23 protein-coding genes are annotated in these 21715 nt (G+C 72.0%); 11 read left to right on the plus strand and 12 right to left on the minus strand.

Annotated elements, in window-relative coordinates; all coding sequences use genetic code 11:
- Positions 1 to 49 precede the first annotated feature (49 nt).
- Genes QSK39_RS48215 through cofC form a run of 3 tightly spaced genes read right to left on the minus strand, consistent with a single transcriptional unit; the run spans position 50 to position 4026 of the window.
- Positions 50 to 1003 carry an NUDIX hydrolase gene (locus QSK39_RS48215; protein ID WP_285484570.1) on the minus strand — a complete coding sequence of 318 codons (954 nt, stop codon included), beginning with the start codon at positions 1001 to 1003 and terminating at the stop codon, positions 50 to 52.
- A complete protein-coding gene (locus QSK39_RS48220) occupies positions 1000 to 3372 on the minus strand; it encodes an RNA degradosome polyphosphate kinase (RefSeq protein WP_285484571.1) in 2373 nt (790 codons plus the stop codon). The genes QSK39_RS48215 and QSK39_RS48220 overlap by 4 nt, the downstream gene beginning before the upstream one ends.
- 42 nt (positions 3373 to 3414) lie before the next feature.
- The gene (cofC, locus tag QSK39_RS48225) at positions 3415 to 4026 is read right to left on the minus strand and encodes a 2-phospho-L-lactate guanylyltransferase (RefSeq protein WP_285484572.1); all 612 of its coding nucleotides are present in this window, start codon (positions 4024 to 4026) and stop codon (positions 3415 to 3417) included.
- 305 nt (positions 4027 to 4331) lie between these two features.
- Here cofC and QSK39_RS48230 point away from each other — a divergent pair, with 305 nt between their 5' ends.
- The 6 genes from QSK39_RS48230 to QSK39_RS48255 all read left to right on the plus strand — a co-directional run bounded on the left by QSK39_RS48230 (position 4332) and on the right by QSK39_RS48255 (position 9325).
- The gene (locus QSK39_RS48230; protein WP_285484573.1) at positions 4332 to 5051 is read left to right on the plus strand and encodes a lysophospholipid acyltransferase family protein; all 720 of its coding nucleotides are present in this window, start codon (positions 4332 to 4334) and stop codon (positions 5049 to 5051) included.
- Positions 5051 to 6067, plus strand: a complete 1017-nt coding sequence (locus tag QSK39_RS48235) for an NAD(P)H-dependent glycerol-3-phosphate dehydrogenase (protein WP_285484574.1) — start codon at positions 5051 to 5053, stop codon at positions 6065 to 6067. The genes QSK39_RS48230 and QSK39_RS48235 overlap by 1 nt, the downstream gene beginning before the upstream one ends.
- Positions 6068 to 6257: 190 nt before the next feature.
- Positions 6258 to 6737 carry a cysteine dioxygenase gene (locus QSK39_RS48240; RefSeq protein ID WP_285484575.1) on the plus strand — a complete coding sequence of 160 codons (480 nt, stop codon included), beginning with the start codon at positions 6258 to 6260 and terminating at the stop codon, positions 6735 to 6737.
- 113 nt (positions 6738 to 6850) lie between these two features.
- A complete protein-coding gene (locus tag QSK39_RS48245; RefSeq protein ID WP_285484576.1) occupies positions 6851 to 7222 on the plus strand; it encodes an effector-associated constant component EACC1 in 372 nt (123 codons plus the stop codon).
- Complete coding sequence (locus QSK39_RS48250; protein ID WP_285484577.1) at positions 7203 to 8414, plus strand: caspase, EACC1-associated type; 1212 nt, start codon at positions 7203 to 7205, stop codon at positions 8412 to 8414. Before QSK39_RS48245 ends, QSK39_RS48250 begins: the two co-directional genes overlap by 20 nt.
- Before the next feature lie 5 nt (positions 8415 to 8419).
- Positions 8420 to 9325, plus strand: coding sequence for a transporter substrate-binding domain-containing protein (locus QSK39_RS48255; RefSeq protein ID WP_285484578.1), 906 nt, complete (start codon positions 8420 to 8422; stop codon positions 9323 to 9325).
- Here the strand turns inward: QSK39_RS48255 and QSK39_RS48260 are convergent.
- From QSK39_RS48260 to QSK39_RS48285, 6 genes are all read right to left on the minus strand, one after another.
- Positions 9319 to 10308 carry an asparaginase gene (locus tag QSK39_RS48260; RefSeq protein ID WP_285484579.1) on the minus strand — a complete coding sequence of 330 codons (990 nt, stop codon included), beginning with the start codon at positions 10306 to 10308 and terminating at the stop codon, positions 9319 to 9321. The genes QSK39_RS48255 and QSK39_RS48260 overlap by 7 nt on opposite strands.
- A 14-nt stretch (positions 10309 to 10322) precedes the next feature.
- Positions 10323 to 11147: a class I SAM-dependent methyltransferase gene (locus QSK39_RS48265; RefSeq protein ID WP_285484580.1), complete on the minus strand. Its 825-nt coding sequence runs from the start codon at positions 11145 to 11147 to the stop codon at positions 10323 to 10325.
- The gene (locus tag QSK39_RS48270; RefSeq protein WP_285484581.1) at positions 11144 to 11524 is read right to left on the minus strand and encodes a VOC family protein; all 381 of its coding nucleotides are present in this window, start codon (positions 11522 to 11524) and stop codon (positions 11144 to 11146) included. Before QSK39_RS48270 ends, QSK39_RS48265 begins: the two co-directional genes overlap by 4 nt.
- Before the next feature lie 63 nt (positions 11525 to 11587).
- On the minus strand, positions 11588 to 12337 hold the full coding sequence (locus tag QSK39_RS48275) for an FAD:protein FMN transferase (protein ID WP_285484582.1): 750 nt from the start codon (positions 12335 to 12337) through the stop codon (positions 11588 to 11590).
- Positions 12334 to 12789 carry an FMN-binding protein gene (locus QSK39_RS48280; RefSeq protein ID WP_285484583.1) on the minus strand — a complete coding sequence of 152 codons (456 nt, stop codon included), beginning with the start codon at positions 12787 to 12789 and terminating at the stop codon, positions 12334 to 12336. The genes QSK39_RS48275 and QSK39_RS48280 overlap by 4 nt, the downstream gene beginning before the upstream one ends.
- Before the next feature lie 12 nt (positions 12790 to 12801).
- Entirely contained in the window at positions 12802 to 14148 is a 1347-nt protein-coding gene (locus QSK39_RS48285) for a ferredoxin reductase family protein (protein WP_285484965.1), read from the minus strand.
- 147 nt (positions 14149 to 14295) lie between these two features.
- Between QSK39_RS48285 and QSK39_RS48290 the strand changes: the two genes are divergently transcribed.
- Together QSK39_RS48290 and QSK39_RS48295 are read left to right on the plus strand one after the other, a co-directional pair.
- Positions 14296 to 15012 carry a response regulator transcription factor gene (locus tag QSK39_RS48290; protein ID WP_285484584.1) on the plus strand — a complete coding sequence of 239 codons (717 nt, stop codon included), beginning with the start codon at positions 14296 to 14298 and terminating at the stop codon, positions 15010 to 15012.
- Complete coding sequence (locus QSK39_RS48295) at positions 15009 to 16430, plus strand: sensor histidine kinase (RefSeq protein ID WP_285484585.1); 1422 nt, start codon at positions 15009 to 15011, stop codon at positions 16428 to 16430. Before QSK39_RS48290 ends, QSK39_RS48295 begins: the two co-directional genes overlap by 4 nt.
- Here the strand turns inward: QSK39_RS48295 and QSK39_RS48300 are convergent.
- Complete coding sequence (locus QSK39_RS48300) at positions 16402 to 17058, minus strand: pyridoxamine 5'-phosphate oxidase family protein (RefSeq protein ID WP_285484586.1); 657 nt, start codon at positions 17056 to 17058, stop codon at positions 16402 to 16404. The two genes, QSK39_RS48295 and QSK39_RS48300, sit on opposite strands and share 29 nt — an antisense overlap.
- Before the next feature lie 80 nt (positions 17059 to 17138).
- Between QSK39_RS48300 and pdxR the strand changes: the two genes are divergently transcribed.
- Both pdxR and QSK39_RS48310 read left to right on the plus strand, forming a co-directional pair.
- The gene (gene pdxR, locus QSK39_RS48305) at positions 17139 to 18509 is read left to right on the plus strand and encodes a MocR-like pyridoxine biosynthesis transcription factor PdxR (protein ID WP_285484587.1); all 1371 of its coding nucleotides are present in this window, start codon (positions 17139 to 17141) and stop codon (positions 18507 to 18509) included.
- Between the two features lie 173 nt (positions 18510 to 18682).
- Positions 18683 to 19777 carry a D-alanine--D-alanine ligase family protein gene (locus QSK39_RS48310; protein ID WP_285484588.1) on the plus strand — a complete coding sequence of 365 codons (1095 nt, stop codon included), beginning with the start codon at positions 18683 to 18685 and terminating at the stop codon, positions 19775 to 19777.
- Here the strand turns inward: QSK39_RS48310 and QSK39_RS48315 are convergent.
- Positions 19774 to 20322, minus strand: coding sequence for a DUF3515 domain-containing protein (locus QSK39_RS48315; protein WP_285484589.1), 549 nt, complete (start codon positions 20320 to 20322; stop codon positions 19774 to 19776). The genes QSK39_RS48310 and QSK39_RS48315 overlap by 4 nt on opposite strands.
- Positions 20323 to 20389: 67 nt before the next feature.
- Positions 20390 to 20623 carry an Lrp/AsnC ligand binding domain-containing protein gene (locus tag QSK39_RS48320; protein ID WP_155545137.1) on the minus strand — a complete coding sequence of 78 codons (234 nt, stop codon included), beginning with the start codon at positions 20621 to 20623 and terminating at the stop codon, positions 20390 to 20392.
- A 124-nt stretch (positions 20624 to 20747) separates the two neighbouring features.
- Here QSK39_RS48320 and QSK39_RS48325 point away from each other — a divergent pair, with 124 nt between their 5' ends.
- Positions 20748 to 21704 (plus strand): thiamine-phosphate kinase, encoded by a 957-nt coding sequence (locus tag QSK39_RS48325; RefSeq protein WP_285484590.1) that lies wholly within the window; start codon positions 20748 to 20750, stop codon positions 21702 to 21704.
- Positions 21705 to 21715 lie beyond the last annotated feature (11 nt).

Genomic DNA, 21715 nt, shown 5'->3' on the forward strand with positions numbered 1-21715 from the left:
AGTACACCAAGATCGACTGTCACCGCACTGTCGCCGGACGGGCGAGCGCTCAGGAGCGGGCCGGGGACGGCGTCGGCAACGCGCTCGGGTGGTAGTCGGCCGCCAGCAGGATCGGGCCCTTCTCCGCCGTCGGTGCCCGGAACGACAGCACCCAGAACGAGCCCTTCTTGCTCGGCACCACGCCGCCCCGGGCCGCCTGGAGCTCCACTCCGTCGCGGTCGGCCAACGCGCTGATCAGGTCCGGGATCACGCCGCCCTGGCTGCACACCACCGGCGTCCCGCCGTCGCCCGCCACCGCCAGCAGCCGCGCCACGCCCAGCACCGGGTCCGGCCAGTACCCCTCTTCCGACAGCAGCGGCTCGTGCCGCACCTCGAGCCCGAGGTCGTCGGCGATCCCGTGCACCGTCTGCACGCAGCGCAGCCGCGGTGCCGACAGCACCCGGTCCGGTCCGTACAGCGCCAGCACCCGCCGCAACGCCGAGGCCTGCCGCAGCCCCGCTTCCGACAGCGGCCGGAGGTCGTCGTCGCCGGTCCACTCGTCGCGCTTGCCCGCCTTCGCGTGCCGCACCAGCACCAGCGTCGTCATGCCGGCCGGCACCTCGCAGAACGCGCGCAGCACCCGCACGTCCTCCGGGCGCGTCAGCAGCTTCTCCGCCGCCGTCGGGTCGAGCCAGCGCAGCTCGTCGACCTCGTCGTTCGCGGCGAACTCGCCGGACACGGCTTCGGCGCTGAAGTAGTCGACCGTCTTCGGGACCGTGCCGGAGCCGGTGCGCGCGGGCACCCGGTACTCCGTCCGGGCCAGGTAGCGGCCCAGGACCGCGTCGAACCCGGTCTCTTCCTTCACTTCCCGGACGGCGGCTTCGGCGGTCGTCTCGCCGGGGTCGAGCTTTCCCTTCGGCAACGACCAGTCGTCGTACCGCGGGCGGTGCACCAGGGCGACTTCGGCCGCCTTGCCGGCGCCGCGCCACAGCACCGCGCCGGCCGCCCGTACCTCCTGGGTCATCCGGCGGCCCCGTGCAGCTTCGCCAGCTCCAGCTGGTGATCACGCACCCGCGAGCCGTCGGCCGGGAACGGCGACCACTCGCCGCTCGCCGTCAGCACCCAGCACCGCGTCGCCTTGTCGAGCGCCGAGTCGAAGATGTCGTCGAGCTGCCCGGTCAGCTTCGGGTCCTTGACGCGCACCAGCGCCTCGATCCGCCGGTCGAGGTTCCGGTGCATCATGTCCGCGCTGCCGATCCAGTGCGTGCCGCCGGCCCGGAAGTGGAAGACCCGCGAGTGCTCCAGGAACCGGCCCAGGATCGACCGGACGTGGATGTTCTCGGACAGCCCTTCGACGCCGGGCTTCAGCGTGCAGATCCCGCGCACCACGATCTCGACCGGCACCCCGGCCTGCGACGCGTGGTAGAGCGCGTCGATGACCTGTTCGTCGACCAGCGAGTTGCACTTGATCCGGATGCCGGCGTTCTGCCCGGCCCGCGCCAGCTCGATCTCTTCGCCGATCGCGCGCACGATGCCGCGGCGGATGCCGTGCGGCGACGTCAGGATCGTCCGGTAGGTGTCCTGGCGGGAGTAGCCGGTGAGCACGTTGAAGAGGTCGGTTACGTCCGCGCCGATGCTCGGGTCGGCGGTGAACAGGCCGATGTCCTCGTAGAGCCGCGCGGTCTTCGGGTTGTAGTTGCCGGTGCCGATGTGGCAGTAGCGGCGGATGGTCGAGCCCTCCTGGCGCACGATCATCGACACCTTGCAGTGCGTCTTCAGCCCGACCAGGCCGTACACCACGTGCACGCCCGCGCGCTCCAGCGTCCGCGCCCAGGTGATGTTCGCCTGCTCGTCGAACCGCGCCTTGATCTCGACCAGCGCGACGACCTGCTTGCCCGCCTCCGCCGCGTCGATCAGCGCGTCGACGATCGGGGAGTCGCCCGAGGTCCGGTACAGCGTCTGCTTGATCGCGAGGACCTTCGAGTCGGCCGCCGCCTGCTCGATGAACCGCTGCACGCTCGTGGAGAACGAGTCGTACGGGTGGTGCACCAGCACGTCGCCCTCGCGCAGCGTCGCGAAGACGCTCTTCGGCGTCTCGCGCTCACCGAACGCGGGGTGCGTCGCCGGCACGAACGGCCGGTCCTTCAGCTCCTTGCGGTCCACACCGGACAGCTGGTGCAGGCAGGTCAGGTCGAGCAGGCCGGGGACCTCGACGACGTCGGCCGGGTCGACGTCCAGCTCGCGCAGCAGCAGCTCGAGCATGTGCTCGCTCATGTCCTGCGCGACCTCGAGGCGCACCGGCGGGCCGAACCGGCGCTGCGCCAGCTCGCGCTCGAGGGCCTGCAGGAGGTCTTCGTCGCGGTCTTCGTCGACCTCGAAGTCGGCGTTGCGGGTGACGCGGAAGACGTGGTGCTCGGTGACGTCCATCCCGGTGAACAGCTCGCCGAGGTGCGCGGCGATGAGCTCTTCGAGGGGCAGGAACGTCGCCGTCCGGCTGGTCCGCTCGGTCTCGACGCGCATCAGGCGCTGGACGTTGCTCGGCACCTTCACCCGGGCGAAGCGCTCGGTGCCGCCCTCCGGGTCGCGGACCGTGACCGCGAGGTTGAGCGAAAGGCCCGAAATGTACGGGAACGGGTGCGCCGGGTCGACGGCCAGGGGAGTCAGCACCGGGAAGATCTGCTCGGAGAAGTAGCTGGACAGCCGGAGCTGGTCGGCGCCGGAGAGGTCGGCCCAGCCGACGATCAGGATGTCGTGCTCGGCCAGCTGCGGGCGCAGGTGCTTCTCGAACGCGCCGGTCTGCCGCTCGACCAGGTCCTGGTTGCGCTTGGCGATGTAGTCGAGCTGCTCGCGCGGGGTGAGCCCGTCCGCGCTGCGCACCAGGAGGCCGGTCTCGTCGCGGCGCTTCAGGCCGGCGACGCGGACCATGTAGAACTCGTCCAGATTGGACGCGAAGATCGCGAGGAACTTCGTCCGTTCGAGCAGCGGCTGCGACTCGTCCTCGGCCAGCGCGAGCACGCGGGCGTTGAAGTCCTGCCACGAGAGCTCGCGGTTGAAGTACCGGTCGTCCGGCAGGGTCTCGGTGGCGGCCGGGGCGGTGGTGACCGCGGGCGGCGCCGACGGGACGGCGCGGAACTCCTCGGCGCCGCGGGTGTTGCCCTGCGCGGCGCTGCGGCGCCGGGGCGTCGACGCGGCGGGCGTGCTCTTGCGGACTCTGGCCTTCCCGGCGGTGGCACGGGCGGCGGTGTCGCGCGCGGTGGACTTCGACGGGACCTTCTTCGCCGCCGCCGGTTTGGCCGCGGTGGTCTTCTTGGCCGATTCCGAAGATCCGCTGGCCGGGTTCCGTCGCCTCCGCGGTGCGGGCGTGCTGCCGTCGTCTGTGCTCACGGCCCCCATTCTTCACTACGCACGGCGGATTTGCTCCGGCCGCGGTGAAGGTCAGATGAACAGCTCCGCGGTGTGTTTCCCGACACCCAGCGCGCGCACGTGGGCGAGGTCGTCCGGGGTGTCGACGTCGCTGCGCAGGCTCGGGAGCGGGTTTTTCAGCGGAACGGCCCCGGACGCGGTGTGCGCCCGCGCCGAGCCCGGGCCGAAGCGCGGGTCGAGGGGCGCGCCGGGGGCCGAGAGCAGGAGGGTGGTGCCGGTGCCCTGGCGATCGGCGACGAAGGCGCGCTTTCCGGCCGCTTCGGCGAGGGCGTCGGCCAGGTCGCCGGCACGCAGGGCGGGGAGGTCGGCTTGGAGGGCGCCGACGATCGCCCCGGGGTCGTCTCGCCGGAGGAGTTCTGCGCCGTGGCGGAAGGCGGCGTTGAGGGTTTTCTCGGCGGGTTCGGCGACGATCTCGACCCCGAGCTCGCCGAGTTCGGCGACGGCCCCGGGATCGGCGGCGACGAGCAGGACGCGCCGGACGTGCGCCCCCGAGGTGACGGCGGCGAGGGTGTCGGCGGCGAGCGCGAGGACGAGACCGGGATGCCGCTCGGCCTCGACGGCACCACGCAGCCGCGACTTGCCGTCGCGGGGGTGTTTCATCGGCACGACCAGGTCCACGTCCACCCGTCCATCTTTACCCGAAACGGGGAGTGGGTGTCGGCCGGAGGTGCGGGTTGTCCACAGGCGACGGGTGGTGTGGACAAGTGTGGGGGTGGGGGTGCTGGGCGGCCCCGGCGTATGGCTGGTCGCCGCGCCGCGGCCGGGACCCGATGGCAGAAACGACTCACTCACCTCGCCGGGCGACTCCGCCGAGAACCCCGTCACCCAGACTCGCCCCCACCCCCTGATCACCGCCTCGACCTCGGCGAAGGCACCCTCCCTGGACTGGCCTCACCCCGGCGCGGCAGGATCTGGGGCGGACTTGACGCGTGGAGGAGGAGATCGTGGCCCGGCGTGAGAAGGGCGGCTTCTGGGTGGGGTTGGCCGCCGCTGTGTTCTATCCGCTCACCGGTATTGCGCGGCGGGTTTACGTCGGGAACGAAAAAGTTCCGCGGCAGGGACCTGCGCTGCTCGTCCTGAACCACATTTCGCACCTCGATCCCATCGTCGACGCCGTCTTCGTGCACCGGCAGAAGCGGGTTCCGCGCTTCCTCGGCAAGGAGAGCCTCACCCGGACACCGATCTTCGGGAAGGTCTTCGTCGGCTCCGGGCAGATCCCCGTTTCGCGCGGCTCGGCCGCCGCCGGGGACAGCCTCAAGGCCGCGCACCAGGCCCTGCAAGAAGGCAAGATCGTCGTCATCTACCCCGAGGGCACCATCACCAAGGACCCCGCCGGCTGGCCGAAAGAGTCCTTCACCGGCGCCGCGCGGCTCGCGCTGCAGAACGACGTCCCCGTGATCCCCATCGCGCGCTGGGGCACCAGTGAGCTCTTCAACGGCTACACCAAGAAGTTCAAGCCGTTCCCGCGCAAGACCATCACGCACCGGGTCGGCGATCCGCTCGACCTCTCGGCCTACCGCGAAGGCAGCGCACGCAGCGCGTCGAAGCTGCGGGAGGTCACCAAGGTCATGATGGACGACGTGACCCGCCTGCTCGGCGAGATCCGCCACGAGGAACCGCCGTCGGCCAAGCCGGGGGACCCCGCCTGATGCGCGCCGACGTCCAGCGGGTCACCGTGCTCGGGGCCGGCTCCTGGGGCACCGCCTTCGCGAAGGTGCTCGGCGACGCCGGCCGCGACGTCACGATGTGGGCGCGCCGCGAACAGGTCGCCGAGGACATCCGCGAGCGGCACGTCAACAGCGCCTACCTGCCCGGCACCGTGCTGCCGGAGAACATCACCGCCACCAGCGACCCGGCGAAGGCCCTCGAGGGCGCCCAGGCCGTCGTGTTCGGAGTGCCCAGCCAGAGCCTGCGGGCGAACCTCTCGGAGTGGCGCCCGCTGCTGCCGCCCGACGCGATCCTCGTCAGCCTCGCCAAGGGCGTCGAGCTCGGCACGCTCAAGCGGATGAGCGAGGTCATCGGCGAGATCGTCGGGATCGACGCCGACCAGGTCGTCGTCGTCACCGGGCCGAACCTGTCCAAGGAGATCGCCGCCGGGCAGCCGGCCGCGGCGGTGCTCGCCTGCGCCGACCACGAACGCGCCGTCGCGATCCAGCGCGCCTGCGCCAACTCCTACTTCCGCCCCTACACCAACACCGACGTCGTCGGCTGCGAGCTCGGCGGTGCCTGCAAGAACGTCATCGCGCTCAGCACCGGGATGGCCGCGGGCCTCGGCCTCGGCACCAACACGATGGCGACGCTCATCACCCGCGGCCTGGCCGAAATGGCCCGCCTCGGCGCGAAGCTGGGTGCCGACCCGCTGACGTTCGCCGGGCTCGCCGGCGTCGGCGACCTGGTCGCGACCTGCTCGTCGCCGCTTTCGCGCAACCGGACGTTCGGTGAGCGCCTCGGCCGCGGCGAGACCCTCGAACAGGCGCAGGCCGCGGGCGGCGGGCAGGTCGCCGAGGGCGTCATGTCGTGCTCGTCGATCCGGGCGCTGGCCCTGAGCGTCGGTGTCGACATGCCGATCACCGACGCGATGCACCGCGTCTGCCACGAGGGCGTCGACCCGCGGCAGGCCGGCGCGGAGCTGCTGGGCCGCTCGCAGAAGCACGAGTGGTCCTGACCCTCCCGGCAGGTGGGACGTCTTGACCGGGTCGAGGCGGTAGGGAACGCTGAGCGCCATGTTCGCGTGCGAGATGACTGAGCTGCGGGGCCACCACGGCCTCCGCGCCGTCGTGTGCGCGTGTCGCTGTTGTCGGTGAACCCCGCCCCGGCCCAGTTCGACACCCCCTTTCTCTTCCGTGAGGACCCTCATGTTCGCCGTTCCGGACAACACCCTGCTGCGTCCCGAGAACCCCGCGCTGCGCCACCCGGTGCGCGTCGCGCTGGAGGTCGCCGCCGACCGCGACCGCTGGAAGCACCTGCTGCGCTACGACCCCGACGAGCGTTTCGCGACGCTCGTCGAGAAGGACGGGCAGCAGGAGGTCTGGCTGATGAGCTGGCTGCCCGGCCAGCGCACCGACCTGCACGACCACGCGTTCGCCAGTGGTGCGTTCACGCTGGTCAGCGGGCACCTGACGGAGGCGGTGGCCCGCCGCGCGCCGGGCGGGCGCGCGATCACCGAGCTGCACGCGCTCTCGGCGGGGCAGTCGCGGGTGTTCGGCCCCGGGTACGTGCACGAGGTGCGCAACGACGGCCCGGACCCGGCGATCTCGATCCACGTCTACCGCGGCGCCGAACGTGAGATGCGCTCCTACCACCTGGACCCGCTGGGCGGCCCGGTCCTGGACTGAACCCAGGTCGCCCGGACGGACGCGACGTGTAACACACCGTGGGCGAACGTCCGACTGCGTGAGGTGAAACCCCACCGACCGGTGGTGGGGTCGGGACGATCACCGGGAGCGCAGTGACGATCGCCATCACCTTCGCGGGCAGCACCGGCCCGCACGACCTGCCCGGCTGGCTGGCCCTGGACGAGGATCTGCGCGGCCACCTCCGGACGACGTCCGGGGAGCCGGCGCCCGAGACCATGGGGTGGGAAATGGTCGTCGCGGCCGGGGTCGCGGCAGTGCCCGTCCTGGCGCGGTCGATCTGCGCCTACCTGGTCGAACGCGCGCGGCTTCGGCTGAGCGAGCTGCGCCTCTCCTACACCGAAAACGGCCGCACGGTGGACGTCCACCTGCACGACGAGACCGACCGGGCCGAGCTGACCCGGCTGCTCCTGGAGCACCGGTCGGTGACGATCACCCAGGACGGCGATGCGCCTACCCGTCCCTGAGTCCTCGCACGTCGTCCTGATCGGCACGACCACGTACTCGGGCTCGTTCGCCGCGTACCCGCTGCCCGCGGTGGCCAACAACGTCACCGACCTGGCGGCCGTGCTCACCGACGAGCAGTACGGCGGTTTCCTCGCCGAGCACTGCACGACGGTGGTGGACGAGGACGACCGCGACGTGATCCTGCGGAAGGTCCGCGCCGCCGCGACGCGGGCCACCGACGTCCTGCTGGTCTACCTCAGCGGGCACGCGCGGCCCAAAACGCTGGCGGGCAACGAGATCCACCTGTTCCTGCCCGGCAGCGACGACGGTGGCGAGGACTTCTGGTGGAACCACGCGCTGCCGTACTCCGACATCAACCTGATCGTGCGGGAGAGCCGGGCCGCGTGCCGGATGGTCGTCATCGACACCTGCTTCAGCGGCCGGGCGCTGGCCCAGGTGATGGGCCGGGCGGACGGGGAGGCGTTCGCCATCTCCGGCTCGTACGTCCTGGCCTCGGCCGGCCCCACCACCCACGCGGTGGCTCCCGCCGGGGCGCGGCACACCGCGTTCACCGGGGTGCTCATCGACCTGCTGACGAACGGCATCGAGGACCCGGTGCCGGAGCTGTCGCTGCCCAGGATCTTCCCCGTCCTGCGCCACACCCTGGTGTCGTCCGGGTACCCCGAGCCCGACCACAGCGCCACCAAGACGGTCGACCAGAAGGCGCTGGTCCGCAACCGGGCCGCGCTCATCGCCCGTGACCTGCCGCCCGAGGTGGTCGCGGACCTGGGCAGCGACGTCAACACCGTCATCGCGCGCGGCCTGCAACGCCTGGAAGACCTCTACAGCCTGGGAACCCGGCCGGTGCGCGCCCGGGTCCGGTCGGAGGTCCTGCGGTTCCTCGACCACGACAGCAAGATCGTTTCGCAGGAGGCGGGCCGCCTCTACGACCTCATCCGCGCCTGGGAGGACGACCCGGGCGGGGACGCGAAACCGGGGGCGTCGAAAGAACCCGGACGACTGCGGCAGGCGGCGGCGGACCCGTGGTCCGGCGCGTTCGCGGTGGCCTTGGCGCTCGTCGCCGGGGCGGTGCTGTGGTGGACGGGCCTCACCCCCGGGCTCGCGGCCGCGGTGGCGGCCCCGCTCGCGCTGCTCGGCTACGCCGTGGTGGTCGCGGTGAACACGTACTCGACCCGACCCGAGGAAGACTGAACCAGATGCGAAAGCGTTCCCGGTGGCTCGCCCTGAGCTCGGCGGTGCTGGCGGTGGCGGGCGCCACCGCCGCCGCGGCGATCACCCTGCACCCCAGCACCGACGCTCCTCCGGCATCCACCCCGGTCGCCGCGGCGGTCACCCCAGCGGAGCCGTCCTCGCTGACCGGCAAGACGCTGCGGGTCGGTTTCAACGGGGAGATCCCGGGGTGGAGCTTCCCCGCCAAGCAGCCGAAGGGATTCGACGTCGACTTGGCGAACTACCTCGCGCAGCAGCTCGGCTTCACGGTCGTGCCCGTGGCCCTCACCCCGTACGAACGGGAGGGCGCGCTGGTGAGCGGCAAGGTCGACCTGGTCATCGCGAACTACTCGATGGACGGGGTCAGCACGACCGACAAGACGAAGGCCCGGAAGGACGTCATCGACTTCGCCGGCCCCTACTTCGTCGACCGGTCCGGCCAGATGATCGACGACAAGAAGCTCAACGACATGACCGGCCAGACGGCGCTGATAGACCCTCGGCACATCTGCGTCACCAGGGGCACGACGGCCGAGGACAAGCTCGGTGCCCGGGCGAAGGACACCCTGCAGGAGTGCCTGCACCCCTTCTTCGACCCGGCCGACCGCCAGTTCGCGGCCGTGCAGACCGACGAGGCGATCCTGCTCTCCGTCGCCCAGTACGAAAAAGCGAGTGTCACCGACGCCCGCTGGCAGAACGGTTCCCTGATCAACCCGACCGAGCACTACGGGGTCGGCCTGCGGAAGGGCGACCGCGACACTTGCGTCGAGCTGACCGGGAAGATCCAGGAGTTCGTGCGCTCGAAGGTGTGGGAAACGTCCTACGAGGCCCTGCACATCCCGGCGACCATCCAGCACCGGCCGATCGGGAACGAGCCTTCGTACTGCTACTGACGGTCCAGGTCGCCGCGGGCGCGGAACTCGCGTTCGATCGCCGCCCGGTCCGCGCCGCCCGCCAGCAGCGTGTGCAGGAGGATCCGGGACTTGCGCACGTCCAGCCAGCCGGCCATCGTCGCGCCCAGCGCGATCAGGCTCGACTCCGAACCGTGGAAGCCGTACGTCGACCGCAGCGTCGGGCCGGCGCCCGTCCGCGACGCGACGACCACCGGCAACGACGGCACCAGCTGAGCCACCACGTCGGCCGTGCCCGCCGAAACGTGGCCGACACCCGTCGCCGCCAGCACGATTCCGCGCACTCCGGGCTGCGTAGCCGCGTGCGAGAGCACCGCGCCCGAGTCGTCCAGGCCGGCTTCGACCACCGGCACCAGCCCCGAAAAGTCCGTCCCGGCCAAGGCGGGCGAGCGCGGCGGCGACGGGTGGAAGTAGTGCACCGCCCCTTCGACGACCATGCCGAGCGGACCCGCCGGCGCCGACGAAAACGCCTCCAGGTGGCTCGAATGCGCCTTCCGCACCCAGCGCGCCGCGTGGACGTCGTCGTTCAGCGTCACCAGCACGCCGCGCCCGCGGCTGCGCGGATCGGCCGCGACCGTCAGCGCGGTGCGCAGGTTCGCCGGGCCGTCCGGGCTGAGCAGGCCCGCGTTGCGCATCGCCCCGGTGACGACCACCGGGATCTCCGACGGCCAGCACAGCTCCAGGAAGTACGCGGTCTCCTCCAGGGTGTCGGTGCCCTGCACGACGACGAACCCGTCGGCGTCCTGCCGCAGCCCCCACTCGCGGCACCGCAGCAGCGTCGCGAAGTCCATCGACGCGCTGCCGATCCCGGCCAGGGTCTCGGCGAGCACGTCCATCGGCAGGTCGCCGATCCCGCCGATCAGTTCCGCGGCGCCGAGCCGCGGGACGGCGCCGCCTTCGCCGCCGACGGGAGCCATGGAGATGGTGCCGCCCAATGTGGCGACCGCGATCAGGGGACGTGCCATGCCGCCCACCCTATTCAGCCGCCCTTGACCGCCTGGAGCGTGTAGCTCGCGGCCATCCGGGCGGGGGTGTCGGTCATCCGCCACTCGTCGGTGGCCTCGTCGCGGATCATCTGCCCGGGGAGCGCGTTCCACGGGACGCTGTCGTGCTCGGTGAACGCGGTCAGCCTGAGGCCGTTGTCCAGCAGCGCGGTGATGATCTCGCCCAGCGAGTGGTTCCACGAGTGGCTGACGCTGTTCTCCAGCTTCCGGTCGACGCTGACGTACGTCTCGGGCTCGTCGAACACCAGCGGCTCGGCGTGCTCGAAGTACGGGTAGCGCGGCCACGCCGGGTCCGCGGTCTCGTCCATCGCCCACAGCATCGGGTGGCCTTCGCGGATGAACAGCCGGCCGCCCGGCCGCAGCAGCCCGGCGACGACCGCCGCCCAGCGCGCGACCGAAGGCAGCCAGCACAACGCGCCGATTCCCGTGTAGACCAGGTCGAACCGCCCGGCACCCAGCACCTCCACGGCGTCGTAGACGTTCGCTTCGCGGAAGTCGATCTCGGCGTTCGCGGCGGCGGCGAACCGGCGCGCTTGTGCCAGCGCCGGCCCGGAAAAGTCCAAGCCCGTCACGGCGGCGCCCAGCCGGGACAGCGAGACCGTGTCCGTCCCGATGTGGCACTGGAGGTGCACCGCGCGCAGCCCGCCGAGGTCGCCCAGGCGTGGCCGGTCGAACCGCAGGACGCCGCTCAGGTGCTCCGGATCCGAGACGTAGGACTCGAAGCCGTAGTCCGGCGACGCCGCGTGCAGCACCGCGCGTTCGTCCCAGTTGGCCTTGTTGACGGCGAACGAGTCCGTCACGGCGTCGCGGCCCGCTCGGCCGCGCTGCGCAGGACGCAGAACTCGTTGCCTTCGGGGTCGGCGAGCACCGCCCAGCCCCGGCCGTCCGGCTTGCGGAGGTCGTTGACGAGTGTCGCGCCCAGGCCCAGGATGCGCTCGACCTCCTCGTCGCGCGGCTCGTCCGGCTGCAGGCAGACGTGCAGGCGGTTCTTCACCGTCTTCGGTTCCGGGACGCGCAGGAACAGCAGGTCGATCCCGCCTTCGAGCTCGATGCCGCACTCGTCGTCCCCGGGCTGGTCCTCGTCGGGGACCGGCTTTCCGGTGACCTGGCTCCAGAACTGGCAGAGCGCGTACGGGTCGGCGCAGTCGACGGACACGTGCAGGACGGACGAAGGCATGGCACTCCTCGGCAGACGGGTGGTCCCGAGTCTGGCCGAGGGGAAGCGCCGGGGCGAACCGATTTACGAAGCCAGCGCCAGGCCCGCCGTCCGGTGCACGCGGCGGCTGTCGTCGACGATGAGGATCTCGCAGTCCGGCCGGTCGGCCGCCCAGGTGATGCCCTCGGCGCCCATCGCGAACGCCGCGGTGGCCAGCGCGTCGGCGGTGACCAGGTCGCGGGCCATGACGGTGACGCTCATCAGCCCGGTCGCCGGCATCCCCGACCGGCCGTCGAGGATGTGCGAGCCGCGCTCGTAGGCCGCCGACGTGGCAATGGCGCCGTTGCGCGACTCCAGCACCGCGCACACGGCGAGGGGCTGCTCGGGGTGGCGGATGCCGACCCGCCACGGACGTCCCGGCTGCGGCTCGCCCGCGGTGACGACGTCGCCGCCGGCGTTGAGGCAGAACGTCGTCGCGCCTTCGGCCTTGAGCATGTCGGCGGCACGCTGCACCGCCCAGCCCTTCACCACCGCGCACGGGTCGAGGCCGCGGCCGGGCAGCCGCGCGCGGAACGCGCCGCCGGAGAGTTGCTCGTAGTACGCGCAGAGCTCCAGGACCTCCAGGAGGTCGTCGGTCAGCCCGTCCGCGGTGAGCTCGCCGCGGTCGTAGCGGCTGACTTCACTGTCTTCCTTGAACGGGCTGAACTTCGCGTCGACGTCCCGGAACCAGGCGAAGACCTCGTCGATGACGTCGGCGAAGTCGACAGTGTCCTTCTCGTCCCGCAGGTCGAGGGAGATCGGCAGGCCCATCACCTGCTCGACGCGCGTGGTCATCTGTTGCCCCGGGCGTCGATGGCCGCCTGCAGCGACGTCTTGTACGACTCGCTCGTCTCGGTCGCGCCGGTGATCGTGTCGATGTCGGCGCTCTGCGCTTTCATGGCTTCCTGCTGCAGCCGCGGCAACGCGGTGAGCGCGCGGCCGTCGTCCGGGGCCTGCAGCAGCGTGACCGCGACCATCCGGGAGCCGGTGAACGTGACCTCGACCTGGACCGTCCCGTAGCTGCTCGACTCCGGCGTGCCCTGGGTCGTGACCGTCGCGTTCGCACTGTCCGGAGTGGACGGAACGGCCCCCGGGGACGTCGAGGCAGGCGGAGCGGGTGCGGTGGACGGAGCGGCGACGCTCGGCGGTGCGGCGACGGCGGTGTTGTGCACCGGCCCCGGCTCGAACCGCCAGACCGCGATGAACCCCGCGATCGACAGCGCGACGACGAAGATGGTCCTTTTCATGACGACGTCCCCCTAGGCCGCGAGGCTGAAGCGTTCGGCGTGGACCTGGGCCTTCGGCACCCGCAGCTCCCGCAGGCTGCGCAGCACGGCGGACGTCATCCCCGGCGGGCCGCACACGAACACGTCCCGCTCGTGCACGTCCGGCACCATCATGTGCAGGTTCGCCGGGCCGAGCATCGCCCCGCGCGGGCCGACCGCCTGGTCGGATCCGGTGAGGACGCTCACCACCGCGCCGCGGGCCTTGGCGAGCCCGTTCAGCTCGGGCAGCAGCACCGCGTCGGCCTGGGTGCGCACCCGGTAGAGGACGACGACGTGGCCGTCGATGTCCTCCAGCAGCGCGCGGATCGGCGTGATGCCGACGCCGCCCGCCACGAGCAGTGCGTTGGGCCGCTGCTGGTGGATCGTCGTGAACGCGCCGTACGGGCCTTCGGCGAACACGCGCGTCCCGATCCGCAGGCTGCGCAGCGACGCGCTGGAGTCGCCGAGCGCCTTCGCGGTCAGGCGCAGCGTGCGGCCGTCGGGCGCGGCGGACAGCGAGAACGGGTTGGCCTGGTACCAGCGGTCCTTCGTGAGGAACCGCCACAGGAAGAACTGGCCCGCCCGCGCCGGCATCTTGTCGAGGTTCTTGCCCGTCATGTACACCGAAACCACGTCCGGTGCCTCGGAAACCACGGCGGTGACGCGCAGCTGGTGGCGCAGGTTCCGCCACAGCGGGAGCACGACGCGCCCGGCGAGCACGGCGGCGCCGGCCCCGAGCCACATCGTCCACCAGTACGCCTTGGCCGTCGGCGCACTCGCGAACGACGTGCCGAGTGCGATCTGGTGCGTGAACGCCAGCACGATGGCCGCGTAGGTGTAGAGGTGGATGAAGTGCCACGTCTCGTACGCGAGCCGCTTGCGCGCGAACTTCGCCGAAGCCGCGCCCACGATGAGGATGACGGCGAACGCGACCAGCGCCCGCAGGATCCCTTCGAGCGTGTTGGCCATTTCGACCAGCTCGTCGACGACGCCCTTGTCCGAGACCTCCGCGTACCCGAACGAGATGAACACCAGGTGCGCCAGGAGGGTCCACAGGATCGTGAAGCCGGTCCAGCGGTGCCACGTCGTGAGCCGGTCCATCCCGATCCGCCGGTCCAGCCAGGGCAGCCGGGCCACGAGCAGCAGCTGGAAGGCCATCGCCAGCGCGCCGTACATCCCGGCGAGCCTGCCGATGCTGATGAGCACGTTCTGCGACAGCCCGGCCTCGGCGTAGAACACCGTGACGGCGGCCACGTTGGCGCCCAGGAAGGTGAAGAGGCCGGATTTCGCGGCGATCCGGGGGCGGATCGCCGGGCGCGTGGCCTCGGCGGTCTGCGTCATGCTGGTCACACGGATCCCCCTCGGGTTCGGTTCACGACGCTCAGCCTCGCGACGCAGCCTGTGGCGAGTCTGGGTACGGGCTGTCGGATTCCTGTCGGCCCGCGCCACCGGTCGCCGCCCGCGCGTGCGCCGGGAGAAGATGGGGTGGTGCAGCCCTCCGAACCCGTGCGCCTGCTCGTCGTCGACGACGAGCCGCACATCGCCGACCTCGTCGCCACCGTCGCCCGGTACGAGGGCTGGCAGGCGGTCACGGCCGGGTCCGGCAAGGCGGCGCTGACCCAGGCGGCGGAGTTCGGGCCGGACATCGTCGTGCTCGACCTGATGCTGCCCGACCTGGACGGCTTCACCGTGCTCGACCGCCTCCGGGAGAACGGCAGCGCGGTGCCCGTGGTGTTCCTCACGGCCAAGGACGCGACGGCCGACCGGATCGCCGGGCTCACCCGCGGGGGTGACGACTACCTCGTGAAACCGTTTTCCGTCGAGGAGCTGATGGCCCGGTTGCGGGCGGTGCTGCGGCGCAGCACCGGCGTCGCGCACCAGGCGGCGGCGCGCGGTGCCGTGCTGCGCGTCGGGGACCTGACCCTGGACGAGGACACCCGCGAGGTCCGCCGCGGCGACGGCCCGCCCGCCGAGCTGACCCCGACCGAGTACGAGCTGCTGCGCTACCTCATGCGCCGCTCGCCCGCGGTGCTGACGAAGGCGCAGATCCTCGACCACGTCTGGGAGTACGACTTCGGCGGCCGGTCCAATGTGGTCGAACTCGTCATCTCGCACCTGCGGCGCAAGGTCGACGCGGGCGGCGGCGAACCGCTGATCCACACCGTGCGCGGCGTCGGGTACGTCGTGCGCCAGGTCAACCGGTGAAACGCTTCTTCCGCCGGTGGTACGGGGCCTGGCAGCGCACGCGGCTGGGCACCCGGATCACGCTCGGCCTCGGCGCGCTCGCGCTGGTCGTGTTCGCGGCCGTCGGCGTGACGACGGTCGGGATCATGCACGGCTACCTCGACCGGCGGCTCGACGAGCAGCTGTCCAAGAGCCAGAACAACCAGCTGCCGCAGCTGCGCGAGACGCACGGCTCGCCGCAGTCGGTGTACTCGTGGTACTCGGCGCTGTACAAGGTGCGCGACGGCGTCGCGACGCCCCAGCCGGGCGGCCAGCTGCCCGGGGACGCCAAGCAGCTCGCGAAGATCGCCGTCGACGCGGCGGACGGCGATGTCACGCGGACCGTCTACCTCTACGGCGACGGGCCGTACCGGGTGCGTGCGTGCCCGGTCGACAACGGTTCGGTGCTGCTGTCGGCCGCGCCGCAGAAGGACCTCGACGGCACCGTGCAGCAGCTGATCTGGGTGGAGGTCGGCGCGTTCGCGTTCGCGCTGGCCGTGCTGGTGGTCGTCGGGCGGCTGGTGCTGAGCCGGGGCCTGCGCCCGCTGGCGGACATGGCAGGCACCGCGCACGACATCGCGTCGCACGACCTCGCGGCGAACCCCGCCCTGCCGGCCCGCGCGGCGGGGACCGGCGGCGGCGCCGAAGTCGACGAGCTGCGGACCGCGTTCAACGTGATGCTCGCGCACATCGACACGTCCCTGGCGGCGAAGACCGAGGCGAACGAGCGGCTGCGCCGGTTCGTCGCGGACGCTTCGCACGAACTGCGGACGCCGTTGACGTCGATCCGGGGCTACGCCGACCTTTTCCGTTACGCGGCGGCGAACGAGCCGGCGGAGCGGGAAGCGCACCTGGCGAAGATCCGCTCCGAGACGGCGCGGATGAGCGTCCTCGTCGACGACCTCCTCCTGCTGGCGCGGCTCGACGCGCGGGCCGCCGAGACGCCGTTGCGCCCGGAGCGCGTCGACCTGGCCGAGCTGGCCGGCGACGCCGCGGACGCCTTCGCCGCCGGGCGGCCGGACCACCCGGTGACGTCCGCCCTCGAGGCGGCTTTCGTCCAGGCGGACCCGGTGCGGCTGCGGCAGGTGCTCGACAACCTGCTGGCCAACGCCGCCGTGCACACCCCGTCCGGGACCGCAGTGCACGTCTCGGTGGCGGCGCCGGAGGCCGAAGCCGTGGTGCAGGTGACCGACACCGGGCCGGGGATCGCCGCGGGGGACCAGGAACGGATCTTCGACCGGTTCTTCCGCGTCGACGACTCCCGCACCCGCGGCAACGGCGGCACCGGGCTCGGGCTGTCGGTGGTGCAGTCCCTGGTGACGGCGCACGGCGGCACGGTCTCGGTGTCTTCGGAGCCGGGCCGCACGACCTTTACCGTGCGGCTGCCGCTCGCCCGGTGACGTGCTCCGGCGTCGTCCAGCCGGGGGAGAGGTCGGTGGACGGCTCGGGCGCGCCGAAGACCGTCCGGACCGGGAGGACGCCGGCCCACGCCGCATCGGCGTCGAGGTCCTCCGGCTCGTCGTCCGGGCCCTCGGCGCGCATCTTCACCGACGCCTCGGCGAGGTCGAGCGCCAGCACGCTCACCGCCGCGAACTCCTTCGCGTTGACCTCGCGCGCGTGCTCCCACGAACCCGGGGCGAGGTGGTCGGTCAGCACCTTCAGGCCGTGCATCTTCGCCTCGGGGTCGGTGACCAGCGCCGCCTTCCCGAAGATGACCGCGCTGCGGTAGTTCATCGAGTGGTTGTTGACCGACCGCGAATAGACGATGCCGTCGAGCAGCGTGACCGTGACGCAGACATCGAGGTCCTGCGACGCCGTGCGCAGGCTCGACGCGCCGGTGGAGCCGTGCAGGTAGAGCGTGTCGCCGTCGCGGCCGTAGCCGGTCGGCAGGACCATCGGCGCGCCGTCGCGGACGATGCCGAGGTGGCAGATCAGGCCCTCGTCCAGGACGTCGTGCAGGGCCGAGCGGTCGGTCACGGCCCGGTGCTTCTTGCGGCCGAGCGTGGTGCGGGGCGTGGTGGACAGCATGCGACCAGCGTCTCCCAGCGCAGTGGCATCGGAAAATGTCCACTTCTCGTACACTTGGGAAGTCCACTTGAGGAGGTCCCGTGACCCACGCCGACACCGCGCTCCCGGTGAGCCTCGACCGTTCGGCCGTGACGCCCTTGGCCGTCCAGCTGGCCGACGCGCTGCGCGAAGCGGCGGCTTCCGGCCACCTGCGCGGCGGCGACCGGCTTCCTTCGACGCGGGCGCTGGCCGGCCGGCTCGGCGTCAGCCGCACGGTGACGTCCGCGGCTTACGAGCAGCTGCACGCCGAGGGGTGGATCGCCGGGCGCCACGGCTCCGGCACGTACGTGACGACGCCACCTTCGTTTTCGGCTTCGGAGGTCCCGGCGCCCGCGGTCCCGACGCCCGAGACCGAGGCGTCGCCGCTGCTGGACCTCGGGCCCGGCACGCCGTGGGCCGACGGCTTGGACCGCGCGGCCTGGCGGCGCGCCTGGCGGGCCGCGGCCGACCCGGACCCGCTGGTCCGCGCGCACCGCGCCGGGCTGCCGGAGTACCGCGCGGCGGTGTCGGAGCACCTGCTGCGCCACCGCGGGCTGGCGGCGGGGTCGGTGCTGGCGACCGGCGGGACGACGGCGGCGGTCGTCGAGCTGGCCGCGGCGGTGCTCGAACGCGGGGACGTCGTCGCCGTCGAGGAGCCCGGGTACCAGCGGGCGGTGCAGGCGTTCCTGCGGGCGGGCATGCGGGTGGTGGGCGTGCCGGTGGACGACGAGGGGCTGCGGCCGGACGCGATCCCGCCGGGCGCGAGGGCGGTGTACTGCTCGCCGGCGCACCAGTACCCGATGGGCAGCAGGCTGAGCGCGGCGCGGCGGGTTTCGCTGGTGGAGCGGGCGCGTGCTTCGTCCATGCTGGTCATCGAGGACGACTACGACGGCGAGCTGCGCTTCGACGTGGCGCCGTTGCCGATGCTGGCTTCGCTGGCACCGGACGTCGTGGCGCACTTGGGGACGACGTCGAAGATCCTGACGCCGACGCTGGGGGCGGGGTGGATGGTGGCCCCGGAGGCGATCACGTCGGCGGTGCTGGCGTACCGGGACTTGACGGGGACACGGCCGTCACCGGCGGGGCAGCGGGTGTTGTACGAGTTCGCGCGGAACGGGGATTTGGGCCGTCACCTGCGGAAACTCCGGCGGGAGATGGCCGAGAGGCGGACGTTGCTGGCGGGGGCGCTTTCGGGCGCGGGGGTGCCGGTGCGGGGCGATGACGCGGGGGCGCACCTGGTGGTGCCGTTCCCGTCGGCCGTGCGGGAGGCGTCGGTGATTTCGGAGGCCGAGCGGCGGGGGATCCGGCTGGACGGGCTGGCTCGGCATTTCGCGGGGGAGCCGTCTTCGCACGGGGTGGCGATCGGGTACGCGGGGTGCGGGCGGGAGGCGCTGGTGGCGGCGTTGCCGACGTTGGTGTCGTTGCTGCGCTGACGCGCGGTTGTCCACAGCTTGGCCGCGATGTGGACAACCGGGCTCTGGCGAGGGCTTTTCCCGATTTTCGTCGGTCGGCCTCGGTACGCTGGAGCGGGGATGGTCCCCAGGGAGGGCGGGTGCTGTCCTGGGGCCGGGCTGTTCGCCGAGGTCACCGGGTACGGTGGCTCACCATGAGCGAGAAGATCCGGGTGGCGGTCGTGTTCGGCGGGCGCAGCAGTGAGCACACCATCTCCTGCCTGTCCGCCGGCAGCGTCCTGGGGAACCTCGATCCGGAACGCTTCGAAGCCGTCCCGGTCGGCATCACCCGCGCCGGCCGGTGGGTGCTCGGGACCGGGGACTCCGCCCAGCTCGCCATCCGGGGCCGCGAACTGCCTTCCGTCGACGACGGCAAGGGCCTCGTGCTCGCCGGTGACCCCTCCAGCCAGGGGCTCGTCGCCGTCGAAGGCGGGCGGGAAAGCGAACTTCTCTCCCAGGTGGACGTCGTCTTCCCCGTGCTGCACGGGGCCTTCGGCGAGGACGGCACCATCCAGGGCCTCCTCGAGCTCGCCGGCATTCCCTACGTCGGTCCCGGCGTTCTCGCCAGCGCCGCCGCCATGGACAAGGAGACCGCGAAGAAACTCCTTGCCGCCGAAGGGCTTCCGGTCGGCACCTTCGCCGCCCTCAACCGAAACCAGTCCACTTTGGACGACGAGGACAAGGTCCGGCTCGGCCTGCCCGTCTTCGTCAAGCCGTCGCGTGCCGGGTCGTCCGTCGGCATCAGCCGCGTGACGGACTGGGACGACCTCGACGCCGCCATCGAACTCGCCCGCGCCACCGATCCCAAGGTTCTCGTCGAGGCTGCCGTCGTCGGCCGTGAGGTCGAATGCGGGGTGCTCGAGTTCCCGGACGGCCGCGTCGAAGCCTCGCTGCCCGCCGAGATCCGCGTGCTCTCCGAGGACGAAAACGCTTGGTACGACTTCGAAACCAAGTACCTCGGCGACGACGCGGAGCTGGACATCCCCGCCAAGCTCGACGACGCGCTCACCGAGAAGCTCCGCGCCATGGCCGTCAAGGCGTTCCAGGCGCTCGACTGCCAGGGCCTCGCCCGCGTCGACTTCTTCGTCGGCGCCGACGGCGAGCTGACCATCAACGAGGTCAACACCATGCCCGGCTTCACGACGAAGTCGGCCTACCCGAAGATGTGGGAGGTCACCGGCGTGGACTACGCGACGCTGCTGACCACCCTCATCGAGACGGCCGTCGCCCGCGGCACCGGCCTGCGCTAGGAGAACCGCAGCGGACGCGGGGGCAGCTTCGCCGCGACCGTGTCCGAGATCTGCTGCAGCGGCCCCGTCCCGGCGCTGTCCGGCACTGTCAGAGCCGCGTAGACCTCACGGTCCACGACGTACCACGTCGACGAGCCGTCGCCCGGCACCTGCAGCCACTGCACCTTGTTCACCAGCCGCAGCGCCGCCGTCGGCGTCAGCTCCGGGGGCCGGTCCAGCCCGCAGCGCAGGACGAGCGGGTCGGCCGAGCCCCAGGCCACCGTCGCGGGCGGCGCCGGGTCGGCCAGGGTGCGCACCTTCAGAGAAGTCCCGTTCGACGTCAGCTCCGTGGGCACCGCGCTCAGCAGCGTCGTGCAGCCCGCGGCCGTGGCGAAGGGCGCCGGCACCGGGACGAGCGGCAACGGGCCGGAATCAGCGGAGTCTGTGGAGTCTTCGGAGCGCAGGGTCAGCGCGAAGACGGCGACGGCGACCGCCAAGGCCACGGCGAGGGCAGCCGCGGTGACGAGCACCACCCTGGGCGGAGCACCGGTGTCGGAATCTGGCACCCCTTCACTACACCACCGGAGTCTTTTCGGGGGGTCTGGGGGGTCGTCCCCCCAGGAATGACGCAGCTCAGAGATGCACGACCGGGCAGGTCAGGGTCCGCGTGATGCCTTCCACGTTCTGCACCTTCGCGACCACGAGCTGGCCCAGCTGGTCGACGCTGTCGGCGGCCGCGCGGACGATCACGTCGTACGGTCCGGTGACATCCTCCGAACTGGTGACGCCCGCGATGCTGGAGATCTCGGCCGCCACCGCGGCCGCCTTGCCGACCTCGGTCTGGATGAGGATGTATGCGTGGACCACGGCGCGCCCTTTCGTCGGGATCGGTCAGCTCAGGTAGGAACGTATAGCCAGCTCACCGAAAAACATAGGGCATCCGACTATCGGTGATCGATCTTTGTCCCGGTAGAGAAAGCAGAGGTGACCGGTGTCACCGAACGACGCGACGGTCGCCGAGACCGGCGAGTTCGCGCTCATCCGCGCCGTCACCGAAGGACGGCGCCAGCCCCCGGGCACGCTGCTCGGCCCGGGCGACGACGCCGCCGTCGTCGCCGCCCCCGACGGCCGGGTGGTCGCCAGCACCGACGTGCTCGTCCAGGGCGTCCACTTCCGGCTCGACTGGTCGCCGCCCGAGTACGTCGGGCGCAAGGCCGTCGCGGTCAACCTGGCCGACATCGCGGCCATGGGCGCCACCCCGACCACCGTCCTGGTCGGCCTCGCCTGCCCGCCCGACACCCCGCGCGAGCTCGTCACCGCGCTCGCCGACGGCATGTGGGCCGAGGCCGAGCGCGCCGGCATCGGCGTCTCCGGCGGCGACATGGTCCGCGCCGACCAGCTCGTGATCAGCATCACCGCGCTCGGCGACCTCGGCGACCGCGAACCCGTGACGCGCTCGGGCGCCCGGCCCGGCGACGTCGTCGCGGTCTGCGGGAAGCTCGGGTGGGCCGCCGCCGGCCTGGCCGTGCTCGGGCGCGGGTTCCGCTCCCCGGTCGGCGTCGTCAACGCCCAGCGCTGCCCGGAACCGCCCTACGACGCCGGCCCGCGCGCCGCCCTGGCCGGGGCCACCGCGATGATCGACGTCTCCGACGGCCTGCTGGCCGACCTCGCCCACATCGGCGAGGCCTCCGGCGTCGGCCTCGACATCCGGACCGCCGACCTCGACGTCCCCGCGCGGCTCACCGAAGTCGGCGCCGCGCTGGGCGCCGACCCCCTGGACTGGGTGCTCACCGGGGGCGAGGACCACGCGCTGGTGGCCACCTTCCCGCCGTTCGCCGAGCTGCCCGAGGGCTGGCGCACCATCGGCGTCGCGACCATGCCGGACTCCGGGATCACCGTGGACGGGAAACCGTTTTCGCGAGAAGCCGGATGGACGCACTGGCGCTGATCTAGGCTCGG

It is taken from the genome of Amycolatopsis sp. NBRC 101858 (genome assembly GCF_030269325.1).
Taxonomy (GTDB): domain Bacteria; phylum Actinomycetota; class Actinomycetes; order Mycobacteriales; family Pseudonocardiaceae; genus Amycolatopsis; species Amycolatopsis ponsaeliensis.